21 protein-coding genes are annotated in these 21,443 nt (G+C 70.3%); 6 read left to right on the top strand and 15 right to left on the bottom strand.

The annotated features are described in order from the left end of the window. Nucleotides 1-4 precede the first annotated feature (4 nt). From AB0G16_RS01250 to AB0G16_RS01220, 7 genes are all read right to left on the bottom strand, one after another. A complete protein-coding gene (locus tag AB0G16_RS01250) occupies nucleotides 5-892 on the bottom strand; it encodes an alpha/beta hydrolase (RefSeq protein ID WP_362797082.1) in 888 nt (295 codons plus the stop codon). 234 nt (nucleotides 893-1,126) lie between these two features. Next, nucleotides 1,127-2,521: an FAD-dependent oxidoreductase gene (locus AB0G16_RS01245; protein ID WP_362797145.1), complete on the bottom strand. Its 1,395-nt coding sequence runs from the start codon at nucleotides 2,519-2,521 to the stop codon at nucleotides 1,127-1,129. A gap of 186 nt (nucleotides 2,522-2,707) precedes the next feature. Next, a complete protein-coding gene (locus AB0G16_RS01240; RefSeq protein ID WP_362797081.1) occupies nucleotides 2,708-3,538 on the bottom strand; it encodes an ABC transporter permease in 831 nt (276 codons plus the stop codon). Then, a complete protein-coding gene (locus tag AB0G16_RS01235; RefSeq protein ID WP_362797080.1) occupies nucleotides 3,535-4,386 on the bottom strand; it encodes an ABC transporter permease in 852 nt (283 codons plus the stop codon). The genes AB0G16_RS01240 and AB0G16_RS01235 overlap by 4 nt, the downstream gene beginning before the upstream one ends. A gap of 13 nt (nucleotides 4,387-4,399) precedes the next feature. Further along, nucleotides 4,400-5,641, bottom strand: coding sequence for a spermidine/putrescine ABC transporter substrate-binding protein (locus AB0G16_RS01230; protein WP_362797079.1), 1,242 nt, complete (start codon nucleotides 5,639-5,641; stop codon nucleotides 4,400-4,402). A 7-nt stretch (nucleotides 5,642-5,648) separates the two neighbouring features. Further along, nucleotides 5,649-6,794 carry an ABC transporter ATP-binding protein gene (locus AB0G16_RS01225; RefSeq protein ID WP_362797078.1) on the bottom strand — a complete coding sequence of 382 codons (1,146 nt, stop codon included), beginning with the start codon at nucleotides 6,792-6,794 and terminating at the stop codon, nucleotides 5,649-5,651. Between the two features lie 25 nt (nucleotides 6,795-6,819). Further along, complete coding sequence (locus AB0G16_RS01220) at nucleotides 6,820-8,268, bottom strand: gamma-aminobutyraldehyde dehydrogenase (RefSeq protein WP_362797077.1); 1,449 nt, start codon at nucleotides 8,266-8,268, stop codon at nucleotides 6,820-6,822. A gap of 194 nt (nucleotides 8,269-8,462) precedes the next feature. Here AB0G16_RS01220 and AB0G16_RS01215 point away from each other — a divergent pair, with 194 nt between their 5' ends. Continuing rightward, nucleotides 8,463-8,957, top strand: a complete 495-nt coding sequence (locus AB0G16_RS01215; protein WP_362797076.1) for an Lrp/AsnC family transcriptional regulator — start codon at nucleotides 8,463-8,465, stop codon at nucleotides 8,955-8,957. A 115-nt stretch (nucleotides 8,958-9,072) separates the two neighbouring features. On the opposite strand, the gene AB0G16_RS01210 is transcribed toward AB0G16_RS01215, so the two are convergent. Beyond that, entirely contained in the window at nucleotides 9,073-9,918 is an 846-nt protein-coding gene (locus AB0G16_RS01210; protein WP_362797075.1) for a DivIVA domain-containing protein, read from the bottom strand. A gap of 180 nt (nucleotides 9,919-10,098) precedes the next feature. Here AB0G16_RS01210 and AB0G16_RS01205 point away from each other — a divergent pair, with 180 nt between their 5' ends. Together AB0G16_RS01205 and AB0G16_RS01200 are read left to right on the top strand one after the other, a co-directional pair. Beyond that, nucleotides 10,099-10,932, top strand: a complete 834-nt coding sequence (locus AB0G16_RS01205; RefSeq protein ID WP_362797074.1) for an ABC transporter ATP-binding protein — start codon at nucleotides 10,099-10,101, stop codon at nucleotides 10,930-10,932. Continuing rightward, on the top strand, nucleotides 10,929-11,600 hold the full coding sequence (locus AB0G16_RS01200) for a hypothetical protein (protein WP_362797073.1): 672 nt from the start codon (nucleotides 10,929-10,931) through the stop codon (nucleotides 11,598-11,600). Before AB0G16_RS01205 ends, AB0G16_RS01200 begins: the two co-directional genes overlap by 4 nt. Before the next feature lie 71 nt (nucleotides 11,601-11,671). On the opposite strand, the gene AB0G16_RS01195 is transcribed toward AB0G16_RS01200, so the two are convergent. Next, a complete protein-coding gene (locus AB0G16_RS01195) occupies nucleotides 11,672-12,784 on the bottom strand; it encodes an ATP-binding protein (RefSeq protein ID WP_362797072.1) in 1,113 nt (370 codons plus the stop codon). A gap of 363 nt (nucleotides 12,785-13,147) precedes the next feature. Here AB0G16_RS01195 and AB0G16_RS01190 point away from each other — a divergent pair, with 363 nt between their 5' ends. Both AB0G16_RS01190 and AB0G16_RS01185 read left to right on the top strand, forming a co-directional pair. Continuing rightward, nucleotides 13,148-13,486 carry a PadR family transcriptional regulator gene (locus AB0G16_RS01190; RefSeq protein WP_362797071.1) on the top strand — a complete coding sequence of 113 codons (339 nt, stop codon included), beginning with the start codon at nucleotides 13,148-13,150 and terminating at the stop codon, nucleotides 13,484-13,486. Then, nucleotides 13,483-14,541, top strand: coding sequence for a hypothetical protein (locus AB0G16_RS01185; protein ID WP_362797070.1), 1,059 nt, complete (start codon nucleotides 13,483-13,485; stop codon nucleotides 14,539-14,541). The genes AB0G16_RS01190 and AB0G16_RS01185 overlap by 4 nt, the downstream gene beginning before the upstream one ends. A gap of 26 nt (nucleotides 14,542-14,567) precedes the next feature. On the opposite strand, the gene rlmN is transcribed toward AB0G16_RS01185, so the two are convergent. Continuing rightward, the gene (rlmN, locus tag AB0G16_RS01180) at nucleotides 14,568-15,692 is read right to left on the bottom strand and encodes a 23S rRNA (adenine(2503)-C(2))-methyltransferase RlmN (RefSeq protein ID WP_362797069.1); all 1,125 of its coding nucleotides are present in this window, start codon (nucleotides 15,690-15,692) and stop codon (nucleotides 14,568-14,570) included. Between the two features lie 71 nt (nucleotides 15,693-15,763). Here rlmN and AB0G16_RS01175 point away from each other — a divergent pair, with 71 nt between their 5' ends. Further along, entirely contained in the window at nucleotides 15,764-16,846 is a 1,083-nt protein-coding gene (locus tag AB0G16_RS01175) for a suppressor of fused domain protein (protein WP_362797068.1), read from the top strand. 18 nt (nucleotides 16,847-16,864) lie between these two features. On the opposite strand, the gene AB0G16_RS01170 is transcribed toward AB0G16_RS01175, so the two are convergent. From AB0G16_RS01170 to rpsB, 5 genes are all read right to left on the bottom strand, one after another. Next, entirely contained in the window at nucleotides 16,865-17,716 is an 852-nt protein-coding gene (locus AB0G16_RS01170; RefSeq protein WP_362797067.1) for a phosphatidate cytidylyltransferase, read from the bottom strand. 73 nt (nucleotides 17,717-17,789) lie between these two features. After that, entirely contained in the window at nucleotides 17,790-18,347 is a 558-nt protein-coding gene (gene frr / locus AB0G16_RS01165; RefSeq protein WP_362797066.1) for a ribosome recycling factor, read from the bottom strand. 182 nt (nucleotides 18,348-18,529) lie between these two features. Then, on the bottom strand, nucleotides 18,530-19,225 hold the full coding sequence (gene pyrH, locus AB0G16_RS01160; protein WP_362797065.1) for a UMP kinase: 696 nt from the start codon (nucleotides 19,223-19,225) through the stop codon (nucleotides 18,530-18,532). Between the two features lie 140 nt (nucleotides 19,226-19,365). After that, on the bottom strand, nucleotides 19,366-20,199 hold the full coding sequence (tsf, locus tag AB0G16_RS01155) for a translation elongation factor Ts (protein WP_362797064.1): 834 nt from the start codon (nucleotides 20,197-20,199) through the stop codon (nucleotides 19,366-19,368). A gap of 112 nt (nucleotides 20,200-20,311) precedes the next feature. Further along, entirely contained in the window at nucleotides 20,312-21,283 is a 972-nt protein-coding gene (rpsB, locus tag AB0G16_RS01150; RefSeq protein ID WP_362797063.1) for a 30S ribosomal protein S2, read from the bottom strand. Between the last annotated feature and the right edge of the window lie 160 nt (nucleotides 21,284-21,443).

The raw sequence follows: 21,443 nt of genomic DNA, 5'->3' as shown, positions 1-21,443 counted from the left end.
GCGTTCAGAGGTGCTCGCCGAAGAACGCGGCGACGGCCTCGACCGCCCGGGTGACGTGCGGCTCGGAGTCGTAGAGGTCGATGTGGACCTTGCTGTCCAGCCAGACGATCCTCTTGGGCTCGTCCATCCGCCGGTAGGCCTCCTCGGCGCCCTCCGGGGAGCAGAACCGGTCGACCACGCCGTGCACGATCAGGCCGGGCGTGGGCGACAGGAAGTCGGCGCCCGTCATGTTGTCCATGGTGACCAGCTCGCGGATCGAGGCCCTGGTCACCGTGTTGCGCCAGTGCTCCGAGGCGCCGCGCGAGGTGCCGTAGTAGGCCCACGGCTCGTCGCCGGGCATGGCCGCCTCCCCCTCCTCGGCCACCGCGGGCAGGTACTCCGTCCCGCCGCCCACGTCCTGGCGTTCCAGCACCTCGGTGAGGGAGGCCAGCGTCCGCCGGTACCCGTCGGGCGACATCCCGGCCCGCATGCCGTAGGGGTTGTTGTACGCCCCGGCGACACCCGCGAACGCCCTCACCCGGGGGTCGAACGCGGCGAACCTCAGCGCGTAGCCCCCGCCGAGGCAGATCCCGACCGCGCCGATCCTGGCGCCGTCCACCTCGGGCCGCGAGCGCAGCAGCGACACGGCGGCCCGCAGGTCCTCCAGCTTGCCCTGCGGGTCCTCGTGGCAGCGCGGCTCGCCGCCCGACGCCCCCCAGTTGCGGTGGTCGAAGGCCAGCGTCGCGTAGCCGGCCTCGGCCAGCCGGGCGGCGTACCGGCCGGTCACCTGGTCGCGGGTGCCGGTGAACGGCCCGGTGAGGACCAGGGCGGGATGCGGTCCCGGCGCCGCCGGGACCCTCAGGTCTCCGACGAGCTCGACCCCTCCGACGGTGAACGTCACCTGTTCCGACATGGGGCAAGTCTGTACGGCCCGCGGGGCGGACGCCAACACGTCCCCGCCGGTCACGGCGGGGACGGGCATCACCGGGGGACGGGCATCATCGGGGACGTCACCGGGGCACGGGCACCGCAGGCACCGCAGGCACCGCAGGCACGGGCACCGCGGCACGGGCCGCGGCGAGGCGGTGTCCCGGCCCCGGCCGGGGCCGGGCTCCGGGACACCGTCCGGCGACCGCGTCCGGCGGCGCTAGGAGTCGAACCCCAGGCCCATCCGGTCCAGGGTGCGCAGCCACAGGTTGCGCCGGCCCTGGTGCAGGTCGGCCTGGGCGATCGACCAGCGCGTCATCTGGATCCCGGCCGAGCGGACCGGCTCGGGCGGGAACGGCACGGGCTTCTCCTTCACCATCCGCAGCTCGGTCCGCTCGGTCCGCTCTCCGGCGAGCAGGTCGAGCATGACGTTGGCCCCGAACCGGGTCGCGCCGACCCCCATGCCGGTGTACCCGGCGGCGTAGGCGACCCGCCCGCCGTGCGACCGGCCGTAGAAGGCGCTGAACCGGCTGCAGGTGTCGATCACCCCGCCCCACCGGTGGGTGAAGCGCACCCCGTCGAGCTGGGGGAACGTGGTGGCGAAGTGCTCGGCCAGCGTGACGAAGGTCTCGTCGCGCTGCTCGTACTCGGGCTTGATCATGCCGCCGTTGTAGTAGACCGCGTCGTAGCCGCCCCACAGGATCCGGTCGTCGTCGGTGAGCCGGTAGTAGTGGAACTGGTTGGCCGCGTCCCCGACGCCCTGCCGGTTGTGCCAGCCCACCGAGGCGAGCCGGTCGGCCGAGAGCGGCTCGGTCACCAGCGCGTAGTCGTAGACCGGCACCAGGAAGTGCCGCAGCCGCCGCAGCAGCGGCTGGAACACCCCGGTGCCCAGGGCGACCTTGCGCGCCCTGACGGTGCCGTGCGGGGTGATCAGGTCCATGCTCGTCGGGGTGTCCTTCATCGCCCGTACCGGCGTGCGCTCGAAGACGCGCACGCCCAGCGAGAGGCAGACCTGCCGGAGCCCCCAGGCCAGCCGGGCGGGGTCGATCATGGCGCAGCCGTCGCGCTCCCAGTGGCCGCCGATGTAGGTGGGCGAGTTCACCTCCGCCCGGACCTGCTCGGTGTCCAGGACGTCGACGCGGGAGCCCATCTCGCGGGCGATCTCGACGTGCCGGTTCATCTCCTCCAGCTGCCACGGCTCGGTGGCCACGTGCAGCTCGCCGGTGCGCCGGTAGCCGCAGTCGATGCCGTACCGTTCGACGGCCTCGCCGATCTCGTCGAGGTTGTCGACGCCGAGGCGTTCCAGCGTGGCGATCTCCTCGGGCCAGCGCTCCAGCCCGTTGGCGATGCCGTGGGTGAGCGTGGCCATCGCGAAGCCGCCGTTGCGGCCCGACGCCGCCCATCCGACCCGGCGCCCCTCCAGCAGGACGACGTCCAGCGACGGGTCGCGTTCCTTGGCCATCAGGGCCGCCCAGAGCCCCGAGAAGCCTCCGCCGACCACCGCCAGGTCGGCCGTCGTGTCACCGAGGAGCCGCGGCAGCGGCTCCGGTTTCGCCGTACTGTCGAGCCAGTACGGCTTGCGCTCCGCGTCAGCAAGAGCCTTCAGCGGATCCACAGATCTCACTTCCCTACGTGAGTCAGTATGTCTTTAGGTGTGTCGCGTGGTCGCGGGGACCACGCGCGGGTTCCCCCCGCCTGAATCCGATCTCGCCTCCCTGTTCCGTGCCGGGGACTCCCTCGCGGGAGCACGTGTACACCGAGGCCCCGTGCCGTCCGGTGGGGGCACGGGGCTCGACGTCCGTCAGGTGCGGCGGCGCGCGGTGACCGAGTTGATCACAGCGATGGCGACGCCTACCGCGAATATAAGCGTTCCGACGATGTTGACCTGCGGGGGAACCCCGTTTCTGGTGGCACCGAAGATCCACAGCGGGAACGTCTGGAGCGCGCCGTTGGTGAACTGGGTGATCACGAAGTCGTCGATGGAGAGCGCGAAGGCCAGCAGCGCGCCGGCCACGACGCCGGGCAGGATCATCGGGAAGGTGATCCGCCAGAACGTCGTCCAGGTGGACGCGCCCAGGTCGCGCGCGGCCTCCTCGATCGACCGGTCCAGCCCGATCACCCGGGCGCGCACGGTGATCGCCACGAAGGACAGCGAGAACAGCACGTGCGCGACGACGACGGTCGCGAAGCCGGTCTTCACGCCCGCGCTGATGAACAGCGACAGCAGCGAGGCGCCCATGACGATCTCGGGTGAGGCGATCGCGGCGAACATCGCCAGGTTGGTGGCGCCCTGCCCGCGGAACCGGTAGCGGCCCAGGGCCAGGCCCAGGAGCGTGCCGATCACCGTCGTGATCAGTGTGACGAGCGCGGCGACCTGCAGGGAGTTGACGACCGACTCGATCATCTGCGGGTACTCGTCCAGTCGGCCCCACCACCTGAGGGTGAAGCCCTGCCAGGTCACGTTGGACTTGCTGCGGGTGTCGTTGAAGCCGAAGACGACCATGACGGCGATCGGCACGAACAGCCAGGCGAGGATCAGCCAGACGTAGGCCTTGAGCAGGCGGTCGCCGAGCCGCGACCGGCCGCGCGCGGCGGGACGGGCGTTCGTCCCCGCGATCGCCGGCGCGCTCATCGGGCCGCCGCCTCGAGGACGTTCTCGGTGCCGAGCGCCCTGGCGTAGGCGAAGATGCCGATCAGCATCGCCGCCATCAGCGCGAACGACAGCGCCGCGGCGGTCGGGTAGTCGCCGTTGGTCAGGTACTCGACCTGGATGATGTTGCCGATCATGGTGTTGTCCGGGCCGCCGAGGATGCTGGCGTTGACGTAGTCGGCGGTCATCGGGACGAACGTCATCAGCACCCCGGCGAACACGCCCGGCAGCGAGAGCGGCAGCACGATCCTGGTGAACGCCTGCCTCCTCGCCGCGTACAGGTCCTGGGCGGCCTCGATCACCTTGGGATCGACCCGCTCCAGCGCGACGTAGATCGGCAGGATCATGAACGGCAGGTAGTTGTAGACGAGGCCGCCGACCACCGCGGTGGTCGTCTGGAGCACGTGGAAGTCGTCGGGCAGCAGCCCCGCCGACTTCAGCGGGGCCAGCACCATGCCGTCGTCGGCCAGCAGGAACTTCCACGACACCGTGCGCAGCACGAACGAGACGAAGAACGGCAGCAGCACCAGCAGCAGGTAGGTGGACTTGCGCTCGCCCCCCTTGAACGCGATCCAGTAGGCCATCGGGTAGGCCAGCACGACGGCGATCAGCGTGCCGATCAGGCCGTACCCGGCCGAGCGCAGGAACTGCGTGCGGTACTGGGCCAGCACGTCGCCGTAGATGCCGACGTTGAAGGTCTGGACGAACCCGTTGAGCGAGTCGCCCTCCTGCAGGGAGACCGAGGCCATGAAGACCATCGGCACCACCAGGAAGATCGCCAGCCACAGACCGCCCGGCAGGATGAGGAGGTAGGGGGTGAGACGTTTCACGGGCGGGCCTCCGTCAGCCCTGCGTGATCGGCTGGAAGATGTCCTGGAAGACCTTCTCCTGCGCCGTGGTCAGCGTCTTGTACGAGCGCAGCTTGGCCATGTCCGCCTCGGAGGGGAAGATCAGCGGGCTCTCGGCGATCTGCTTCAGCGACGCCTTCTTCTCGCCCGTGGCCTTGTCGGCGTCGGCCAGGACCAGTTCCCTGGTCGCGGTGACCGGGGTGATGTAGTTGATGTACTCCACCAGCATCGTGGCGATCTTGGGCTGGTAGACGTAGTCCATCAGCGTCAGCGCGTCGACCGGGTTCTGCGCGGTCTTGGGGATGCACATGTTGTCGGTCCAGATCGTGCCGCCCTCCTCGGGCACCACGAACCTGAGGTCCTTGCCCTCGGCGACCTGCTGGAAGATGTCGCCCGACCAGGCCATCGTGATCCAGATGTCGCCCCGGGCGAGGGCGTCGACGTAGTCGTTCTCGTAGTACTTGCGCACCAGGCCCGCGTCGCGCTGCTCCTTGAGCTTGGCCCCGGCCTTCTTCCAGTCGGCCTCGGTGGAGGCGTCGGGGTCGATGCCCAGGGCGAACATGCCGAAGTTGGCGGCCTCCTGGGTGTCGAGCATCATGCCGATCTTGCCCTTGTACCTGGGGTTCCACAGGTCGGCCATGCTCGTGACCTTGTCCACGTACTTGGGGTTGTAGGCGATGCCCGTCACACCGACCGTCCAGGGGATCGTGTGGGTGTTGTTCGGGTCCCAGGCCGGGTCCTTGACCGCGGAGCTCGCGTTGGCGGCGAAGTTGGGCAGTTTGGAGTGGTCCAGCGGCACCAGGTAGCCCAGCGCGATGGCCCGGTTGAGCTGGAAGCCGTTGGTCAGCACCATCAGGTCGTAGCCGATGTCGTTCCCGGCGGCCAGCAGCGGCTGGACCTTGCCGAAGAACGTGCCGACGTCCTGGATGGCCTCCTGGTAGGTCACCTTGATGCCGGTGTCGGCGGTGAACATCTCCAGCGACGGGTACCGCTTGCCGTCCTTGTCGATGTAGAGCGGCCAGTTGGCGAAGCGCAGCGTCCCGTTCTTCCTCTTGGAGGCCCAGTACTCCGCGACGGCGTCCCGCGCGGGCGGTGCCACCCTCTTGCCCTCCACCCCGCAGGCGGCGAGGGCGAGGCCGGCGGCCGACAGCCCGCCCAGGCGGAGGGCGTCACGGCGGGTGACGGAGCGGCTCTGCGTCATGCCTCGCAGGAAGGCGGGGTTCGTGCGGGGGTCCATAACAGGCTCAACTTCCGATCGCGTACGAGTGGTGCGGCTGCCACGACAGCCAGACGGAGTCGCCACGCTCCGCCGTACTCGCGCTGTCGAGGGCGTTCTGCTGGAACACGGTCACCTCTGCCCCGTGGGCCAGGCGGACCGTGTAGCTGGTGTAGAGGCCGAGGTAGACCACCTCCGAGACGACGCCCCGGACCACGCTCAGGTCCCCGGCGGGCCTGCCGGTGGCGATCGTGATCTTCTCCGGGCGCACCGTGATCGCGATCGGCTCCCCGGCGTGGAACGATCCGGCCTCGGCGAGCACGTGGTCGTCCTCCCCCAGCCTCAGGACCGCGAAACCGTCCCGCAGGACGTCCACGGTGCCGCCGAGCAGGTTGGACGTTCCGATGAACCCGGCCACGAATGCCGTGGCGGGACGCTCGTAGATCTCCCGGGGGGTGCCGAGCTGTTCGACCGCGCCGTCGTTCATGACCGCGATGCGGTCGCTCATCGTGAGCGCCTCGCTCTGGTCGTGGGTGACGTACACGAACGTGATGCCGACCTCGCGCTGGATGCGCTTGAGCTCGATCTGCATGGCCTGGCGCAGCTTGAGGTCCAGCGCGCCCAGCGGCTCGTCCAGCAGCAGCGCCCGGGGCCGGTTGACCAGGGCGCGGGCCAGCGCGACCCGCTGCTGCTGGCCGCCGGACAGCTCCCTGGGCCGGCGCCTCTCCCGGCCGGTGAGGTCCACGATCTCCAGGATCTCGCCGACCCGGTGCTTGATCTCGGGGGCGGGGACGCGCTTGCGCCGCAGCCCGAAGGCGACGTTCTCCCAGACGTTCATGTGCGGGAACAGCGCGTAGGACTGGAAGACCATGTTGACGTCGCGCCGGTTGGGCGGCACCCCGGTGACGTCCTGGCCGTGCAGCCGCACGGTGCCGCGCGAGGGGTCCTCGAACCCGGCGATCATGCGCATGGTGGTGGTCTTGCCACAGCCCGAGGGGCCGAGGAGGGAGAAGAACTCCCCCTCGACGATGCTCAGGGTGACGCCGCCGACCGCCTGGACGACCTCGCCGCGGGAGACGTACTCCTTGACGACCCCGTCGAGCTCGATCGCGGGCACGGTGGGCGGGCCGGGGGCGGCCTCGGCCGCCCCCGTGCCCGCCTGAGTTTCGGTCATTCCAGGCTTATCCCTCTGTTCACGGCTATTCGCCGATGTAGTGCATCACATGCTTGACGCGAAGGTAGTCGTGCAGACCGAAAACCGACAGGTCCTTGCCGTAACCGGAGTGCTTGAAACCGCCGTGCGGCATCTCCGAGACGAACGGGATGTGGGTGTTGACCCACACCACGCCGAAGTCCAGCCGGTTCGACACCCGCATCGCCCGGCCGTGGTCGGAGGTCCACACCGAGCCCGACAGGCCGTAGCGGACCCCGTTGGCCTTGGCGATCGCGTCGGCCTCGTCGGAGAAGGTCTGCACGGTGATGACCGGCCCGAACACCTCGTCCTGCACCATCTCGTCGTCCTGCCGCAGGCCGTCGACGACGGTGGGGGCGAAGAAGTAGCCCTTCTCGCCGACCCGGGAGCCGCCGGTCAGGACCTTGGCGTGGCCCGGGACGCGCTCCAGGAAGCCGCTGACCTTCGCGAGCTGGTCGGCGTTGTTGAGCGGCCCGTACAGCGCCTCCTCGTCACCGAGGTCGCCGGTCACGGTGCCCGCCGCGGCCTCGACGAGCGCGGCCGTGAACTCGTCGTGGACGCTCTCGTGGACCAGCACGCGGCAGGCCGCGGTGCAGTCCTGGCCCGCGTTGTACAGCCCCGCGGTGGCGATCGTCCCGGCGGCGGCCTTGAGGTCCTTGACGTCGTCGAACACCACGACGGGGGCCTTGCCGCCCAGCTCCAGGTGGACCCGCTTGACGTCCTCGGCGGCGCTGCGGGCCACGGCCATGCCGGCGCCGACCGAGCCGGTGATCGCGACCATCGACGCGGCCGGGTGGCCGACGACCAGCGCGCCGGTCTCCCGGTCGCCGACGACGACGTTGAACACGCCCTTCGGCAGGACCTCACCGATGATCTCGGCCAGCTTGACGGTGGAGACCGGGGTGGTGTCGGAGGGCTTGAGCACCACGGTGTTGCCCGCGGCCAGCGCCGGGGCGATCTTCCACACCGCCATCATCATCGGGTAGTTCCACGGCGTGACCTGGCCCACCACCCCGATCGGCTCGTGCCTGATCACGGAGGTGTGGTCGGCGAGGAACTCGCCCGAGGTGGGGCCCTCCAGGGTGCGCGCGGCACCCGCGAAGAAGCGGAAGTGGTCGGCGGCGACCGGGGTCTCGTCCTCGGCCATCCGGGCGCGCGGCTTGCCGGTGTTGCGGCACTCGGCCTCGTTCAGCTCCTCCGCCCGCGCCTCGACGGCGTCGGCCACCTTCAGCAGCAGGTTGGCGCGCTCGCCCGGGGTGATGCGGCTCCACCCCTCGAAAGCGGCGGACGCGGCGGCGTAGGCGGCGTCCACGTCCTCCTGCCCCGAGACGGGGGCCCGGAGGTACGCCTCTCCGGTGCAGGGGTCGATGACGTCGGAGAATCGGCCGCTCCTGGACTCCACGAGCTCGCCGTCGATGTGATTCCGCAGGCGGGGCAGATCAACCGGGGTGGACACCGTCGGCCTCCTAGTGATCGGGGCTGATTCGTCGCGACTCTTACAGAGAAGAAAAGGCCGCGACAAGGGATTTCGTTGTTAAGATACCAAATTGCTACGAAATCCCTTGACAGAAGTGCCGGAACTGGCACCATGTCGCATCGGAGCCGCAACGTGGCGGCAACAGGCCAGCACCATGACGCCAGGGAGCTCGGATGACGACGCCGCCCAAGGTACGCCGCGAGAACGACGCACGGCCAGGCCCCGTCGTCCTCGACGAGCTGTCCAAGCGGATCATCGAGGAGCTCCAGGCCGACGGGCGCAAGGCGTACGCCGCCATCGGCAAGGCCGTGGGGCTCTCCGAGGCCGCCGTACGCCAGCGCGTCCAGCGCCTCCTGGACGCGGGGGTCATGCAGATCGTCGCGGTGACCGACCCGCTCACCCTCGGCTTCTCCCGCCAGGCGATGATCGGCATCAAGTGCGAGGGCGACCTGGAGACGGTCGCCGACGAGCTGTCGGCGATCAAGGAGATCGACTACGTCGTGCTGACCGCCGGGTCGCTCGACGTCATGGTCGAGGTGGTCTGCGAGAGCGACCAGCACCTCCTGGAGATCCTCGGCAAGATCCGCGCCATCCCCACGGTGCGCGCCACCGAGACCTTCGTCTACCTCAAGCTGCACAAGCAGACCTATTCCTGGGGCACCCGCTGACCTTCCGGGGCCCTCCCTCTCCGGCGACCCGGACGGTGCCCGCGCCCGCCGGTCCGCGCCGACCGGCTCACACCGACCGGCACGCGTCCACCGGCTCGTTCCCGCCGGCTCGCGCTCACCGGCCGATGTGGTTGTCCATGACACCGGCCAGGTCGGCCAGGAACTCGTCGACCTCGGCGACCGCGTACCCCGGCCTCAGCATCACCGTGGCGAACCTGGCCTCGCGCACGTCATCGGCGCTGAGGGGACGGTCGGTGGTGCCGCGCAGGGTGGCCACGACCCGGTCGAGGAAGGCGTCGACCTCCTCCTCCCGGTAGCCCATGCCGAGACGTCCCGGCCGGAACGCGGCCCGCTCGATCCGGGCGGCGTGCTCCTCGGCGTCACCCGGCCCGGTGACCTCCGGCGGCTTCTCGTCCCCCGGGTGCTCGACGGCATCCGGATGTCCGACCGGCTCGGCGTATCCGCCGGGCTCGGCGTACGCGCCGGGCTCGGCGTATCCGACCGGCTCCCGAGGCGCGGCCGACCCCGGATACCCGCCGGGCTCCGGGCTCCACCCCTCCTGCTCCGGGTCATGCCCGACCGGCTTCTGCGGCCACCTGGCCGGCTCCCGCTGCGACGGCTCCGGATACCACCCGCCGGGCTCCCGTTCGACCGGTCCGACCGGTCCGGTACCCCGGCCGACGGGCACCCGCCCGACCGGGCCCTCGTGCCTCTCCACGCGAACCGGCCCCTGTGCGTCCTGAACCGTCTGAGCGGCCGGGGAAACCCGGGCGGCCCGGGAGGTCTGTCGCGTCTCGATCGCGACGATGAACGCCTCAAGCGCGAAATCGACGGCGACCTCGTTGTAGCCGCCCAGCTTCGTGCGGAAACGGGCGTCGCGGATCTCGTCCGCGGTGATCGGCTCCCCTTCCAGGGAGCCCCTGCCGAGGGTGCCCTCGATCCGGCGGATCAGCAGATCCACCTGATCGGGGTCGTATCCCGTACGCACTCCGAGAACCCGTGGAAAGCGGTTCAATCCCGCACCCTTTCGCCTCTCACCCGATGGCTTCCATTCTGGAGGGGATCGCCCGGTAAAAGCGAGTGATCACCAAAAGGGAAGGATTCCTGCGACGAAGAAACGATCCGGATAAAGTGGTCACCCATGCGGCTCTCCCGGGTGTCCTTCCGATACTCACGCCGAGGTCCCTGGATCCTGAAGGACGTCGAGCTCGACCTCCGGCCGGGTTCCGTGATCGAGGTCACGGGCCGTAACGGTGCCGGGAAGTCGACCCTGCTGCGGCTGCTCGCCGGGTTCGTCCCGCCGTCCCGGGGGACGATCGCCGAGCGCCCCGGTGTCGTCGGCTACGCCCCCGACGTCTTCCCCGTCGACCAGCCGTTCATCGTCGCCGACTACCTGGCGCACATGTCGAGGATCCGGGGCGTCCCCGCCGGTTCCGCCGTGAACCTGGCGGGGCGGTTGAACGCGGCCCACCTGCTCGGCCAGCCGCTCGGCGACCTGTCCAAGGGCAGCGCGCAGAAGGTCGGGATCATCCAGTCGCTGCTGGCACCGCCGGATCTGCTGATCCTGGACGAACCCTTCGCCGGACTGGACGAGCAGACCCGCACCGAGCTCCCCATGATCATCAAGGAGATCGCCGGACGCGGCGGGACGGTCGTGGTCAGCGACCACCAGAAACAACTGACGGACTTCCCCGGCGCCGAGCACTGGCTCGTCGCGGACAGCGAGGTCACGACCGGCCAGATCACGACCGGCAGGGTGACGACCGACGGGATCACGGCTGACAGGGGCACGGCTTGCGAGATCGCGGCCGGAGCCCGGGAGGCCGTCCGGGAGACCTCCCCGGGCCCGACCCGGCAGGTGATCATCGAGGTGATCGTGGACGTGGACGACGCCGACGAGATCGAGCAGAAACTCCGCGCCGACGGCCACACCGTCAGGCGGTCCGGCGAGCACACCGTCAGGCGGTCGTCGTGATCCACCTCGTACGCTTCAAGCTCGCGGCCTACGCCCGGTCGCACCGGCTGCTCCAGCCGATGATCGGGCTGTTCGCGATGCTGGTGATCTTCTACTCCACGCTCACCCCGCCCGGCAAGGAGCTCGCCGCCTACGCCGACTCGGCCGGGCTGCTCATCCTCGTCTTCGCCTGGGCCGCCCGGGGACTGCTCGACACCGAGCCCCCGACCCAGCGGCTGATCTCCATGACGGCCGCCGGGAGACCCGGCCGCGAGATCGGCGCCGGACTGCTCGCCGCGCTGATCGTCAACCTCGGCCTCGCGGCGATCGCGGTCGGCCTCCCCCTGATCCACGGCTTCGCCGTCATGCCGGTGTCCGCCGACCTGGCGGGCGGCATCGCGCTGCACCTGCTCGGCCTGAGCACCGGGACGGCCCTGGGTGCCCTGACCAGCCGTCCGATCCTGGCGTCCCCGGCCGTCTCGATGCTCGTCCTGTTCGGGGGCTACGTCGCGCTCCTGCTGATCAGCCTCACCCCGGTGGGCCGGCTCGCGGTGCCGATCATGCCCTGGATGCGCGCCGCCAACTCCGGCCTGCTCGGCACCGTCCTGCTGCCCATCTCCGCGGCCACCCTCTTCTGGACCGTCGCGAGCCTCGCCCTGTACGCGCGCCTCCGCCGCCTGAACCCCTGAGCGAACCCGTGGGCGTCCGACACGGACGCCGAGAGGGTCGTCGACCCGCTATGAACGGATCGGCCGGGCGCTCACCCGCGCGGAGCGGCGACCTCCCACAGGGCGCTCACCGGCATCGCTCGCATCCGGTCGCCGAACGGGAGCGTCCGCGTTCCCGTGTAGAGGACGATCCCCACCGCGAAGTCGTCGCCGAGGCGGGCCGCCAGATGCCGCAACCCCTTGAAATCGTCCGGCCGCACCGTCGACGACGCCTTCACCTCTATGCCAACCACCAGCCCCCGGCGGTTCTCCAGGACGGCGTCGACCTCCACCTTGTCCTTGGTCCGGTAGTGGAACAGTTCCACGCGCTCGTCCGACCAGGTGAGCTGGCGAGCCAGCTCCATCAGGACGAAGCCCTCCAGAAGCGGACCGAAGACACCCTCGGGACGCACCAGGCTCCTGGCGTCGGCGGCCAGGAGGTTGGCCGCGATACCGGAATCGACGAAGGCCGTCTTGGACGTCCCGATCGCACGTCCCCCGAGATTGCGCGACCAGGCGGGAATCCGTTTGATCAGGAAGACCTCCTCCAGCAGCCCCAGGTATCGATGGATCGTGCTCACGGAGAGCCCGATCCCGCTGCCCAGGGATCCCGGGACCAGTAACTGGCCTGACCTGGCGGCCAGCAGCCGGATCAGGGCCCGCATCTCCGCCGTCCGCTCGATCTCCGCCAACCGGCTCACGTCACGCGCGATGAGATCCGCGACGTACGCGTCGAGGAACCGCTTCCGCCTGCGGGCGTTGGAGCGGGAGACCTCCTCGGGGAAACCGCCCCGGACCAGTCGTTCCGCATACTCGATGCGGCTGAGATCGGACGTGTGACGAAGATCGTCGCGCTCAGCGAAGAGCGCGTCCACGAATCCGTCGGCCCCTCCGTCGATCTCCCCCTGCGAGAACGGCCACAGCTCAATGGTCTCCATCCGGCCGGGCAGGGCGTCGGGAAGCGTCCGGAGCCCGAGTACACGCGCCGATCCTGTCAGCAGGTAGCGGCCGGGCCTCGGATCGGTGTCCACCTGCTCCTTGATGGCGAGCAGCAATTCCGGGGCACGCTGGATCTCGTCGATGACCATGAGTTCGGGGAACTCCACAAAACCGGTGGGGTCAGTGATCGCGGCCTGACGGACAGCGGGGGCGTCGAGGTGCGCCACTCTCCCGCGCGCTCCTTGGCCAGGGGCCGGACCAGGGTGCTCTTGCCGCACTGGCGTGCCCCCGTCACGAGGGTGACACGGGTGTCGGCCAGAGCCTCCTCGACGGCCTGCTCCGTGCGTCGCGGAAGGACCCTCCCGAGAGGCGTCCGTGAGTCGCTGACCATGGGGCAAGCATGACACACCGCGGGTTCGCCGACAGAACGGTCGCCGGGTCGCCGACAGAACGGTCGCGGGCCGGCTGACAGGATGGCCGCTTCGTGGCCGATTCCCTGACGCCAGGTCAGCGAGGACGTGCCCTGGAAGGTCCAGGATTCTCGATGGCCCCACGACCTTATATCCTGTTCAACAGGATATAGTGCGCCCATGAGCCAACGGACGATGACGGAACCGGCGTTCCTCGTCCTCACCGCACTGGTCGACGCACCACTGCACGGTTACGGGATCGTGCAGGAGGTCGGGAAGCTGTCAGGAGGACGGGTGGAGTTGAAGATCGGCACCCTGTACGGGGTGCTGGACCGGCTGGCCGCCGAGGAGCTGGTGGCGCTGGACCGGGAGGAGGCCCGGCAGGGGCGGCTGCGCCGCTACTACCGGCTCACCGAGTCCGGGGCACGGGCCCTGGAGGCGGAGGCCGCCCGGCTGGCCGAGAACGTCAGGAGCGCGCGCGAGCGGCTGCGCGTCCGGCACGCGGGGGGGATGGCGTGAGCCTTCTGGAGGATCGCTACCGGAACGTGCTGCGCCTGCTGCCCGCCTCCTACCGCGCCGGGCGGGAGGAGGAGATGGTCGGCGCCTTCCTGGAGGGGTCGTCCGGTCTCTCCGACGCCGACAACCCCCGGCCGCGCTGGTCGGAGATCGCCAGCGTGGCCGCCCTGTCGCTGCGGGTACGGCTGGGCGGTGCGGGCGCGGCGCCCCGCTTCATCGCCTGGGGCCGGGCGGTCCGCCTGGTGGCCGTGCTCGGGCTGCTCTTCCACGCGACGGTGAGCTGCGCCTGGCTCCTGTACGCCGTGCTGGATTCCTGGAGCACCGGCCGGCCGGTCGTCGGCGGCGAGATCTGGTCCGCGGAGTGGGTCTCGCAGGCCGCGTGGACGATCGGCCACCTGCTGTGGATCGCGGTCTTCGTCACGCTCGCGCGCGGCCGCCCGCGCGCCGCGAAGGTCCTGGCCCTGCTCGCCCTCGCGTCGTTCTACGCCCCCCTCCTCCAGGGCGGGCCGGGGACCGGCGACGCCGTCGTGCACGGTCTGTTGTTCGCGGTGCCCGCCCTGGCCCTGGTGGCCGGGTTCCACCGCGACGCGCCGCCCCCACGCCTCCCCCGGTGGGCGGCCGCCCTGCCCGTCGTCACCGGCGTCCCCCTATACGTGATCACGAGCGCCCTCGGCTCACTGGGAATGTCGGAGAGCGTCGACTGGCGACTGTGGTCATGGGTGTGGCCGTGGCTGAGCAACTCGGGAACGGCCTGCCTGGCCTTCCTGGTCGCGAGCGCGATCTGCCTGGGAAGGCGCCCGCGGGTCCCGGGCGGGCGTGACCCCTCGCCGCCTCTGGCACTGGCCATCCTGTCGGTGCCGGTGACGCTCGCCCACGTCGCCTACCTGACCATCGACACCGTCGATCCGGCCACCCGCACCATGGCGGCGGTCAGCCTCGGCCAGCTCGTCGCGGTGCTGCTGTGCGGCCTGGCGCTTACCCGCGTGTCGGTCAGAGCCCTGCCCGCCCCGCCCTGCCCGCCCTGCCCGAAACGGCCCCGCCGGCCGCGTAGCACATGACCCGCCGGGCCAGGCGGCACCCGGAACTACTCGGCGGCGGCGAGCTGGCCGCAGGCGCCGTCGATCTCGCGGCCCCGGGTGTCGCGGACCGTCACCGGCACCCCGTGGGACTCCAGGCGCCGGACGAAGGCCCGCTCGTCCTCCGGGCGGGAGGCCGTCCACTTCGAACCCGGGGTCGGGTTGAGCGGGATCAGATTGACGTGCACCAGCTTGTTCTTGATCAGCTTGCCGAGCAGGTCGGCCCGCCACTCCTGGTCGTTGATGTCCTTGATCAGCGCGTACTCGATGGAGACCCGCCGCTTGGTCCTCGCCGCGTAGTCCCAGGCCGCGTCGAGGACCTCGGCGACCTTCCAGCGGGTGTTGATCGGCACCAGGGTGTCGCGCAGCTCGTCGTCGGGGGCGTGCAGCGAGAGCGCCAGCGTGACCGGCAGGCCCTCCGCGGCGAGTTTGCCGATCGCCGGGACCAGGCCGACCGTGGAGACGGTGACGCCGCGGGCGGAGATGCCCAGGCCGTCGGGAGCGGGCTCGACCATCCGGCGGACGGCCCCGATCACCGCCTTGTAGTTGGCCAGCGGCTCGCCCATGCCCATGAACACCACGTTGCTGACCCGTCCGGGGCCGCCGGGGACCTCACCGGCCGCGAGCGCCCGTGCTCCGGCGACGACCTGCTCGACGATCTCGGCGGTGGTCATGTTGCGGGTCAGGCCCGCCTGCCCGGTGGCGCAGAACGGGCAGTTCATGCCGCAGCCCGCCTGCGAGGACACGCACATGGTCGTACGGTCGGTGTAGCGCATCAGGACCGACTCGACCAGCGCGCCGTCGAAGAGCCGCCACAGCGTCTTGCGGGTGGTGCCCGCGTCGGTGGTCATCTCCCGGACCGGGGTCAGCAGGGTGGGGAAGAACGCCGCGGCGAACTTCTCCCTGGCCGCGGCCGGCAGGTCCGTCATCAGCTCCGGGTCGCCGGTGAGCCTCTCGAAGTAGTGCCGGGAGAGCTGGTCGGCCCGGAAGGGCTTCTCACCCAGCTCGGCGACGGCCGCCCGGCGCTCGGCCATGGTCAGATCGGCCAGGTGGCGGGCGGGCTTGGCCCGGCGCGGCGCCACGAAGGTGAGCTGGCCGGGTACGGGGGTCCCGGACGGGCTGACACTCGACAAGTCCAACGCCTTCTCTCCACGATTACGCGAACACTCGAAGCGGGCCCGACCGTGATCTAAAGTCCGAAGATATGGCGACAAACCGCCCTACGGGAGAGCGGGGAGACGGCGTCGAGGTCATACTCACCGACGTCAATCCCTACGGGAGCCGCACCCTGGTGGTCGAACGCGACGACACTTCCTCGGTAGCTTACCTGTGCGGGCCGCGCGGAACGGTGCACGGAGCCGTCTGGCTGGCCAACCACGGCCCGGCCCCGGACACGATCGATTCGGCCCGCCTGACCTCCGGGCTGTCCCCGGTCGTCCCCCGGGCCCACACCCGCCACCCCGGCGGCAGAGGCCCCCTGGGCGCGCTGCGGGCCCTGTGGTTCGAGGAGGGCGACGGCGTCGCCCTGTACGAGAACGACGACCTGCTCGCGGTCATTCCGGGCTGGGCGGACATGAGCAGGGGGATGCCCGGCTACGCCAGGGACGCCCTCGGCGAGTCCCCGTTCGCCTGGTCCCTGCAGGAGGCCCACGACGGCCTGGCCCCCCGGATCGCCCAGGCCCGCTCCTACTGGGAGTGGCGCGGCGGCGACGGCGCCTGGGCCACCTTCCAGCAGTTCGTGATGGGCCACCTGGACCGCGCGGTCGGCACGGCCGGCAGGTTCTGGGACGCCGGAGGAGAGCGGATGCCCACCGTGGGGATCACCGAACGCCCGCCCGAACGGGGCAGGGGGCACACGATCCTGTCCACGGTCGGGATGAGCTGCCAGCGGATGCCCACCGTGGAGCAGTACGTCGACCGGCCCGACGCCCGTGCCCGGGTGGAGCTCGCCGTCGCCACCCCCGGGGACGCCCGCGACGCCGCCCGGCTCTTCCTGTGGCTGGGGCAGTATCCCTGGCACGCGGTCACCTGGCTGGGCCACGGCCACACCGCCCGGTGGTACCACCGGCCCGAGACGTTCCCGCTCGGCTCCGCCTACGGTGGCGTCATCATGCTCGACGACCTGCCCGGCTTGCCCGACATGTCGGGCTTCTCGTTCGGCGGGGACCCCGTGCGGTGGCTCTGGCTCGTCCCCCTCACCCCCGGCGAGCTGGACCTGGTCTCGGCCGAGGGGCACCGGGCGGTGCTCGGCGGGCTGTCCGCGACCCGGCTCACCGGCCCCGGCTGACCCGCCGCCCCGCGAGGCTCACACCAGCAGCGTGAGCAGCACCCACACGGGGATCAGCGCGGCCACCATCGAGTCGAGGCGGTCCATCATGCCGCCGTGGCCGGGCAGCACGCTGCCCATGTCCTTCACGCCGAGATCACGCTTGATCACCGACTCGACCAGGTCGCCGAGGGTCGCGAAGACCACCACCACCGCGCCGATCAGGACGCCCTTCCAGATCTCCTCCTGCAGGAGCCACGACACCAGCCACCCGCCCACCGCCATGCAGGCGAGCGCCGACCCGGCGAAGCCCTCCCAGGTCTTCTTGGGGCTGATCACCCGTGCCATCGGGTGCCTGCCCAGCGATATCCCTGCGAAGTAGCCGCCGATGTCGCTCGCGGCCGTGGTGGCGATGAAGACCACCACCCGCCCCGGGCCGTCGTCCGGGTCGGCCAGCAGCAGCGCGACGAACCCGGCCAGCAGCGAGGGATAGACGACGACCAGGATCGTCGCGGTGATGTCGCGGACGTAGTTCTCGGTGCCCTTGAACATCCGCCAGATCATCAGCACCAGCACGGCCATCGCGAAGACGCCGACCAGGAAGGCGGCCCCGCCCCAGGGGGAGCCGGTCAGCTCCGCGCCCCAGTACGCGGCGACCAGCATGGCGGCCATGGCGCCCAGCACGGGGACCAGCGGCACGGTGATGCCCCTGACCTCGAACGACCGGACCAGCTCGGTCACACCGATGCCCACCGCCGCGATCACCACCGCGAGGAAGAGCACCTTTACGAAGTAGAGGGAGAGGATGATGACCGCCGCCAGAGCGAGTCCCACCGCCACCGCGACGGGGAGGTTCCGGCCGGTACGGCTACTGCCCGCCACGGGTTCCACAGGGGTCCTACTTTCCTACACGCACAAAATCCCTGTCCCGCACGGACGGCCCGCGCGGGACAAGGACCATGGCTCAGACCTCGAGAAGCTCGGCTTCCTTGTGCTTGAGCAGCTCATCGATCTTGGCGACGTGCTTCTGGGTCAGGTCGTCGAGTTCCTTCTCGGCCCGCCGGACCTCGTCCTCGCCGGCCTCGGCGTCCTTGACCATCTTGTCCAGGGTCTCCTTGGCGCTGCGACGGATGTTGCGGACCGAGACCTTGGACTGCTCCGCCTTGTTCCTGGCGACCTTGATGTACTCCTTGCGGCGCTCCTCCGACAGCTCGGGGAAGGCGACCCGGATCACGGCTCCGTCGTTGCCGGGGTTCACCCCCAGGTCGGAGTTGCGGATCGCCTTCTCGATCGCGGCCATCGAGCTCTTGTCGAACGGCTGGATGATGACCATGCGCGCCTCGGGCACGTGGAACGAGGCGAGCTGCTGAATGGGGGTGGGCGTCCCGTAGTACTCAGCGCTGATCTTGTTGAACATCGACGGGGTGACGCGGCCCGTGCGGATGGCCGCGAAGTCGTCCTTCGCCACCGAAACGGCCTTGTCCATCTTTTCCTCGGCTTCGAGGAGGGTTTCGTCGATCACAGCGGCTCCCTGTCTTCTCGGTCACTCCCCATCCTCACGCACTTCGCGGGACGCCATCACCGCGACGGCCCCTCCCGGGGCCCTCACGGCTCGCGTACCACTCCGCTCGCTGCGTCAGGTTCGCATCCTGTCTTCTCGCTCACCACTCCGGCTCACGCCGCTCCGCCCGCCCTCGGGGCTCGCTACCGCGCCGGGCTCACCAGCGTGCCGATCTTCTCACCGCGCACCGCCCGCAGGATGTTGCCCTCGCCCATGAGGTCGAAGACCACGATGGGCAGGCTGTTGTCCATGCACAGGCTGATCGCGGTCGCGTCCATGACCCCGAGACCGCGGGTCAGCACCTCACCGTATTCGAGGTGGTCGAACCGGACGGCGTCGGGGTTCTTGCGAGGGTCGGCGTCGTAGACGCCGTCCACCTGGGTGCCCTTGAGCAGCGCCTCGGCGCCGATCTCCAGCGCCCGCTGCGCGGCGCAGGTGTCGGTGGAGAAGAACGGTGAGCCGAGCCCCGCCCCGAAGATGACCACGCGGCCCTTCTCCAGGTGGCGGATGGCCCGGCGGGGCAGGAACGGCTCGGCGACCTGCTGCATGGTGATCGCCGTCTGGACGCGGGTGTCGACGCCCCGCTTCTCCAGGAAGTCCTGGAGGGCCAGGCAGTTGATGACCGTGCCGAGCATGCCCATGTAGTCGGCTCTCGCGCGGTCCATGCCGCGCTCGGCCATGGCGGCGCCGCGGAACATGTTCCCGCCGCCCACCACCACCGAGACCTGGACGCCACCGCGCACGGCCTCGGCGATCGAGTCGGCGAGGTGCCCGACGACGCCCGGGTCGATGCCCAGCGGCTCGCCGCCGGCGAACGCCTCACCCGACAGCTTCAACATCACCCGCTTCCAGCGGAGCGGGTCCGGATACGAAGAAACCGCCGGCGTAGCGGGTCCTGGATTCTCCTGCACGACGGCGGCCTCCTCGTTCGGGCTCCTGTGAGAGCGGATGTCGGGGACCTGTCAGGACCCCTCTGGGACTAGGCCTGGCCGACCTTGAAACGGACGAAGGCCTGGACCTTCACGCCGCTCTCGTCCGCGAACTTCGCCACGGACTTCTTGCTGTCCTTGACGAAGGACTGCTCCAGGAGGGTGAAGTCCTTGTACCAGCCGTTGATCCGGCCGTCGACGATCTTGCCGATGGCGGCCTCGGGCTTGCCCTCGTCGCGCGTCATCTCCTCGAAGAGCGCGCGCTCCTTCTCGACGACGTCGGCCGGGACCTCGGCGGGGCTGAGGTACTTGGGGGCCATCGCGGCGGCGTGCTGCGCGATGTCCTTGGCGACGTCGGCGCTGGCGGTGTCGAGCTGCACGAGCACACCGACCGCCGGGGGGAGCTGGGGGTCGGTCTTGTGCATGTAGGAGCCGATGAAGCCGCCCTCGAGCACGGCGAACCGGCGGATCTCGATCTTCTCACCGAGCGCGGCGTTGGCCTCGTCCAGGTGCGCCTTGACGGTCCTGCCGTCGAGGTCGGACTCGAGCAGCGCGGGCACGTCGGCCGGACGGGAGGCCAGGACGTGCGCCACGACCTGGGCCGCGAGCTCCTGGAAACGCTCGCCCTTGGCGACGAAGTCGGTCTCGCAGTTGAGCTCCAGCAGCGCCGCGGCGGAGTCGCCGTCCTGCTTGAGGGCGACCAGGCCGTTGGAGGCGGTGCGGGCCTCACGCTTGCCGACGTCCTTGGCTCCCTTGAGACGGAGGAGCTCGACCGCGCGGTCGAAGTCGCCCTCGGACTCCTCGAGAGCCTTCTTGCAGTCCATCATGCCGGCGGCGGTCAGCTCACGAAGCCGCTTGACGTCGGCCATGTTCACGGAAGCCATTGTCTTTTCCTCGTGGGAATCGTCGTGGATCGGGTGGGTGCCCCCGACTGGGCGGCACCCACCCGGAAGGGTCGTGCGGGTCGTACGGCCACCGGGGCCGTACGAGGAGGAACTAGGCCTGCTTCTCGGTGTTCTCGGCACCGTCGGCGTCGCCCTCGGCGGCCGGGGTGGCCTCGGCGGGGGTCTCGGCGGTCTCCGCGGGGGCCTCGTCGGTCCCGGCGGGGGCCTCGGTGCTCTCGGGAGCCTCGTCGGTCCCGGCCTCGGCGGCCGGGGCCGTCTCGGCGGGGGCGCTCTCGTCGCTGCGGGTCAGCAGCTCCTGCTCCCACTCGGCCAGCGGCTCGGCGCCACCGGCGACGGCCGGCTTGTCGTCGCCGCCGCGGTTCGCGCCGGCGCGGGCCATCAGGCCGGCGGCGACGGCGTCTGCGACGACGCGGGTCAGCAGGCCGACGGCGCGGATGGCGTCGTCGTTACCCGGGATCGGGTAGTCGACCTCGTCGGGGTCGCAGTTGGTGTCGAGGATGGCCACGACCGGGATGTGGAGCTTGCGGGCCTCGCTGATCCCGATGTGCTCCTTCTTGGTGTCGACGACCCACACCGCGCTGGGGATCCGGGACATGTCGCGGATGCCGCCCAGGGTGCGCTCGAGCTTCTCCTTCTCCCGGCGGCGCATGAGGAGCTCCTTCTTCGTGAGCCCGGAGGCGGCCACGTTGTCGAAGTCGAGCTCCTCCAGCTCCTTCAGGCGCTGGAGCCTCTTGTGCACGGTGGAGAAGTTGGTGAGCATGCCACCCAGCCAGCGCTGGTTGACGTAGGGCATCCCGACGCGGGCGGCCTGCTCGGCGATGGCCTCCTGGGCCTGCTTCTTCGTGCCGATGAACATGATCGTGCCGCCGTGCGCGACGGTCTCCTTGACGAAGTCGTAGGCCCGGTCGATGAAGGCCAGCGACTTCTGAAGGTCGATGATGTAGATGCCGTTGCGCTCGGTGAAGATGAAGCGCTTCATCTTCGGGTTCCAGCGCCGGGTCTGGTGGCCGAAGTGCACGCCGCTCTCGAGCAGCTGTCGCATGGTGACGACGGGGGTGGACATGTGATTGTCCTCCAGGTCGGGGCGCCCATCGCTGGGCGCGGTTCTCGGTTGGACGCGACGGCCAGCGGCCGTCGCCCTGATGCCCCGCACCGGACCCGCCCGGGTTCTCACCCGGACCGAAGGGACCGCGGTTCTCGACGGGGCATGCGAAGTCGGCCCG

The organism is Streptosporangium sp. NPDC023615, assembly GCF_040640155.1.
In the GTDB taxonomy this organism is placed as follows: domain Bacteria; phylum Actinomycetota; class Actinomycetes; order Streptosporangiales; family Streptosporangiaceae; genus Streptosporangium.
Note: the sequence above shows the minus strand (reverse complement) of the source record. Positions and strands in the feature narration are given on the sequence as shown.